Annotated in this window: 5 protein-coding genes and 1 riboswitch; of the genes, 1 reads left to right on the plus strand and 4 read right to left on the minus strand. The window is 76.0% G+C overall.

The genetic code is table 11. The annotated features are described in order from the left end of the window. Positions 1-125 precede the first annotated feature (125 nt). Positions 126-440, minus strand: coding sequence for a DMT family transporter (locus TR48_RS29320; RefSeq protein ID WP_042372951.1), 315 nt, complete (start codon positions 438-440; stop codon positions 126-128). Positions 441-491: 51 nt separating this feature from the next. Further along, positions 492-560, minus strand: a riboswitch (guanidine-III (ykkC-III) riboswitch). 49 nt (positions 561-609) lie between these two features. Here TR48_RS29320 and TR48_RS29325 point away from each other — a divergent pair. After that, complete coding sequence (locus TR48_RS29325; protein WP_042372971.1) at positions 610-1,785, plus strand: winged helix DNA-binding domain-containing protein; 1,176 nt, start codon at positions 610-612, stop codon at positions 1,783-1,785. 59 nt (positions 1,786-1,844) lie between these two features. Here the strand turns inward: TR48_RS29325 and TR48_RS29330 are convergent, their stop codons facing one another. From TR48_RS29330 to TR48_RS29340, 3 genes are all read right to left on the minus strand, one after another. Further along, positions 1,845-2,384, minus strand: coding sequence for an SRPBCC domain-containing protein (locus TR48_RS29330; RefSeq protein WP_052443149.1), 540 nt, complete (start codon positions 2,382-2,384; stop codon positions 1,845-1,847). A gap of 36 nt (positions 2,385-2,420) precedes the next feature. After that, positions 2,421-3,413, minus strand: coding sequence for a class I SAM-dependent methyltransferase (locus TR48_RS29335; protein ID WP_042372953.1), 993 nt, complete (start codon positions 3,411-3,413; stop codon positions 2,421-2,423). A gap of 103 nt (positions 3,414-3,516) precedes the next feature. Beyond that, entirely contained in the window at positions 3,517-4,620 is a 1,104-nt protein-coding gene (locus TR48_RS29340; protein WP_236652383.1) for a helix-turn-helix transcriptional regulator, read from the minus strand. Between the last annotated feature and the right edge of the window lie 60 nt (positions 4,621-4,680).

A 4,680-nucleotide genomic window follows, 5' to 3' on the forward strand; every position in this document is an offset into this window, starting at 1 on the left:
GGCCGGTTGCGGGGTCCCCGCTGCCCCCGCGCCCCGCCCTCCTCCCGCCGCTGCTGCGCCCGCGTGGCGGTTTCTTGACGGCGGGTCACGCCTCGCGCTGAACCGGCTGAGCCGATGGACCGCGGTCAGTGGGCGAGCTTCAGCCCGACGACGCCGCCGACGATCATCGCGAGGAAGAGCGCGCGGGCGAGGGTCACCGGCTCCCCCAGGGCGAACATCCCGTACAGGGCGGTGCCGAGGGTGCCGACCGCGACCCAGACGGCGTATCCGGTGCCGAGCGGGACGCTGCGCAGCGCGTAGGAGAGACCCGCCATGCTGAGGACGACGGTGACGAAGAAGACGACCGTGGGCAGCGGGCGGGACAGGCCCTTGGACGACTGAAGGGCGACGGCCCAGACCGTCTCCAGCGTGCCGGAGAGAAGGAGCACGACCCAGGCCATGACGGCGTACCTCTCGCAGTAGGGGACGGGGCCGCTGGGGCCACCGCTCTTGCTGCGCCGTCTTGTCCGACCGGGTACGACGCGCTCGTCCGGGATGCCAGGCGCTGCACCCGGCATCGTCTTCGACGTTAGCACGCAGGCGGCGGAGCGGGCGGCTAGGGTGCTGGTCATGGCGCTCCCGAGCATCGACACCGCCGAACGCCGGGCGCGGATCACCGCCCGTCTGCTGGTGCGGCGGCCCGAGCCGCTGGCCGTCGCGGACGACCTGGTCGCCCTGCACGCCACCGACGCGGCGACGGTCTACCTCTCCCTCGCCGCACGACTGGCCGAACCGGCCGTGGACGCTGTCGAGCGCGCCCTGTACGACGACGTGTCCCTGGTACGGCTGCTGGCGATGCGGCGCACCCTCTTCGTCGTCCCGGTCGATCTCGCTCCCGTCGTCGACACCGCCGCCGCGCGGGCCATCGCCGCGAAGGAGCGTGAGAAGCTGCTCGTCTTCCTCGGGGAGGGCGGGGGCTGGGACGCCGCGTGGCTCGCGGCGGCCGAGCAGGAGACGCTGGCCGCGCTCAAGCGGCTCGGCCCGTCCAGCGGCCAGGAGTTGGGGGCTGCCGTGCCCGCCCTCCAGGAGCGGGTCACGGTCGCGGTCGGCAAGCCCTACGAGGCCGTGCAGACCGTCGCCTCGCGAGTGCTGCGGGTGATGGCGGCGGAGAACCTGATCCGGCGGGACCGCCCGCGCGGCAGCTGGACCTCCAGCAGCTACCGGTGGGTCGAGAGCGCGCCGTGGCCGGGGCTGCCCGTCGAGGAGGCGCGCGCCGAACTGGTCCGCCGCTGGCTCGCGAGCTACGGGCCGGGGACCGAGGACGACCTGAAGTGGTGGACCGGCTGGCCGCTCGGCGCGGTCCGCACGGCGCTGGCGGCGGTCGGCGCGGAGCGCGTCGTCCTGCCGCAGGGAGAGCCGGCCGGGCGCGAGGGCTACGTCCTGCCCGGCGACGCCGAGGCGACCGCGCCCGCCGAGCCCCGCGCCGCGCTGCTGCCCGCCCTCGACCCGACCCCGATGGGCTGGCGCGAACGGTCCTGGTACACCGACGCGGCCCACGCGGACCGGCTCTTCGACCGCACCGGCAACATCGGCCCGACCGTGTGGTGGGACGGCCGCGTGATCGGCGGCTGGGCGCAGGCGGCGGACGGTTCGGTCGTCTGGCGGCTGCTGGAGGACGCGGGCGCGGACGCGCTCTCCGCCGTCCGCGCGGAGGCCGACCGCCTCACCGCCTTCCTCGGCGGGGCTCGCGTCACACCCCGCTTCCGCACCCCGCTGGAACGCGAGCTGAGCGCGGACGCGAGCTGAGCGCCCGGCCGGGCGGGACCCGCTTCCCGGGCTGTGACGCGGAGCGGGTCGCGGAGCGGTCACCCGCGGGCGGCGTAGGCGTCGTGGAGGGGCTGCCAGTCGCGGGCCGGGTCCCAGGCGGGCCAGTCGACCTCGGTGCCGTCCAACGCCTGCGCCAGATAGTCCAGATGGAGGTGCCAGCCGGCCAGCAGCAACGCCGGGCGCTCGATCGGCGCGGGCAGCGCGGCGCTGAAGGCGAGGGAGGAGCCGGCGCCGTCGTCGGCGAGCTCGAAGCGCACGCGGCCGTGCGGGTCGAGGTCCAACTGCAACACGGTCGGGGGGTCGTAGGCGGTGACCGTGCCCGTGGCGACGACCGTGCGTCCTTCGGGGTCGGTGTTCAGCCAGCGCAGCACCACTGACCCGCCCTCGGCCGGGTCGAGCCGGTCAGCGGCGGCCAGCCAGCGGCGTATCAGCGCGGGCCGGGACAGGTACGGCCACACATGCGCGACGGGGTGCGGAAGCCGCCGGTAGAAGACGATCGCCTGGTGGGCGGCGTCCACGGAGACGATGCTTCCGTCCAGGGTCGGCTGTGCGGGCTGGTCCGCGCTCTGCTCGTCCACCCTCCGATCATCACCCGGCGAAGGCCGTGCCGCCTCCTACACCGCCTCGGCGGTGACCACGCTGAACGGCCCCGCCAGGACGCGGTGCCCGGTGAAGCGCCAGCCCGTCGCGGCCAGCCAGTCACGGGCCTCGTCCACGCTGTACACGTCGCCGTGGGGCAGCTGGACCGCGAACTCCCCGGCCATCAGGGCTGCCATCAGCGGCTCCGTATGGGTGGGGTCGGTCCAGAAGTCGGCGATCAGCAGCAGCGCGCCCGGGGCGACCACGTCGCGGATCCGGGTGAGCAGCGCGCGGTTCTCCTCGGGCGAGAAGTAGTGGATCAGGTTGGCCAGCAGGCAGGCGTCGTGGCCGGGCGGCAGGGGCGCGGAGAGCACGTCCGCCGCCACCACCGCGACCCGGTCACCGAGCCCCGCGGCCGCGACCCGTTCGCGGGCGATGGCGGCGACCGTCGGCAGCTCGACGACGGTGGCCGTCAGCTCCGGCTGCGCACCGGTCAGGGTCATCGACCAGAAGCCCGTCCCGCCGCCGATGTCGAGCAGTCGCTCACGCCCCGCCAGCTCCTCGCCGTGGGCGAGGGCGAGCGCCGCGCCCGTGGTGACGGCCTCGATGCCGAGGGAGGCGATGCGCGCCGACTCCTCGTCGAGCTCGGTGATCCGCGCCTTGGGACCCTTGCTCAGCGCGTCGGCGAGTCCCTCCCAGGCGGGGTAGCTGATCCGGTCCCAGAAGCGCAGGAAGGGCCGCAGATCGGCCGGGCCGGTCCCGGCCAGGTAGAACTGCGTGACGGGGGTGTTCCGGTAGCCGTCCGCGTCGTGGGTGAGCAGTCCGAGTGCGACCATCGCGTCGGCGCTGATGCGGGCCGTGCGCTCGGTCAGGCCGGTCCGGGCCGCGATCGTGGCGAGGTCGGCGGGGCCGTCGGCGAGGCACTCGAAGAGCCCGAGCTCGCCGGCGGCGAAGAGGTGCTTGGCGGCCATGAAGCCGCAGGCGGTCTGAATGACGGGTCCGGGATCGGGGGCGGCACCGGTCGCCATGGCGTCCTCCCAGGTGGCGGGGGCTCGGCGGTCCCCTCCAGTCTGGGCCGCCAGGCCCCCGCCCCGCTCTCCGAGAAGGTGGGAGACCGGCCGTGGGCTGGTCTCAGACCAGCGCCGCCAGCTCCCCCCGGGAGGCGACGCCCAGCTTCGGGTACGCCTTGTAGAGGTGGTAGCCCACCGTTCGCGCGCTCAGGAACAGCTGGGCGGCGATGTCGCGGTTGGAGAGGCCCTGCGCGGCCAGGCGCACGATCTGGTTCTCCTGCGGGGTGAGACCCGCCAGGGGGCCCGCCGTGCGCGGCTCCGACGGGGCCGCGCCGGAGGCGTCGAGCTCGGCACGGGCGCGGGCCGCCCACGGCGCGGCGTCGAGCAGGTCGAAGGTGCGCGCGGCCGAGCGCAGTGGGGCCCGGGCCTCGGACTTGCGGCGGGCCCGGCGCAGCCACTCGCCGTAGAGGAGCGCCGTACGGGCCTCCTCCCACGGGCGCCCGGCGCGGGCGTGCAAAGCGAGGGCCTCGCGGTAGAACTGCTCGGCCAGCTCCTCCGGAGCGAGCAACGCGTGGCAGCGCAGCACCAGCGCGCGGGCCCAGTCCCGCTCCGAGCGCCGGGCCCAGCGCTCGAACCGGGCGAGCGGCTCCGCCAGATCCTCGCCACGGCGGATCCGCACGGCCGCCTCCAGGGCGTCCGGCACCGCCCGCAGCGCGGAGACCTGCCCGAGGTCGGGCATCCCCAGCAGGGCGTCGAGCGCGGTGAAGGCCTCCTCGGCCCGGCCGTGGCCGAGGTCGAGCAGGCCGGCTGCCCACGGCCGCCACGGCGCGCCGGAGAGCGCGGGAGCGCCGCCCCTCGCCTCCGTCTCAGCGGTACGCAGGGCCGCCTGGCAGGCGTCCTCGTCGCCCCGCTGGGCGGCGAGGTACGCGAGCAGGCTGTGCACCGGCGCGGACCACTGCGCCTGCTGCACGTCCCGGGCCAGCGCGAGCGCCTCCTCGGCGTGCGCCTGGGACTGCGCGGCCCGCCCGTGGAACAGCTCGGCCTCGGCCAGCGTCACCAGCAGCGGCGGCAGGGCCGCCAGCACACCGGAGGCGCGCGCCTCGGCGACCACCTCGGCGGTGACGGCCAGCGCCTCCTCGTCCCGCCCACTCCCCAGCGCGGCCGCGCACGCCGGCCCGAGATCCACCGGCACCACCGCCCCACCGGCCCGCGCGGCGGCCAACACCTCAGCCAACGACCCCCCGCCGCCGCCCACCCCTCCCCCCCCCCCCCCCCCCCTCCCCCC

Origin of the sequence: Streptacidiphilus neutrinimicus (assembly GCF_000787815.1) — a bacterium.
Lineage (GTDB): Bacteria > Actinomycetota > Actinomycetes > Streptomycetales > Streptomycetaceae > Streptacidiphilus > Streptacidiphilus neutrinimicus.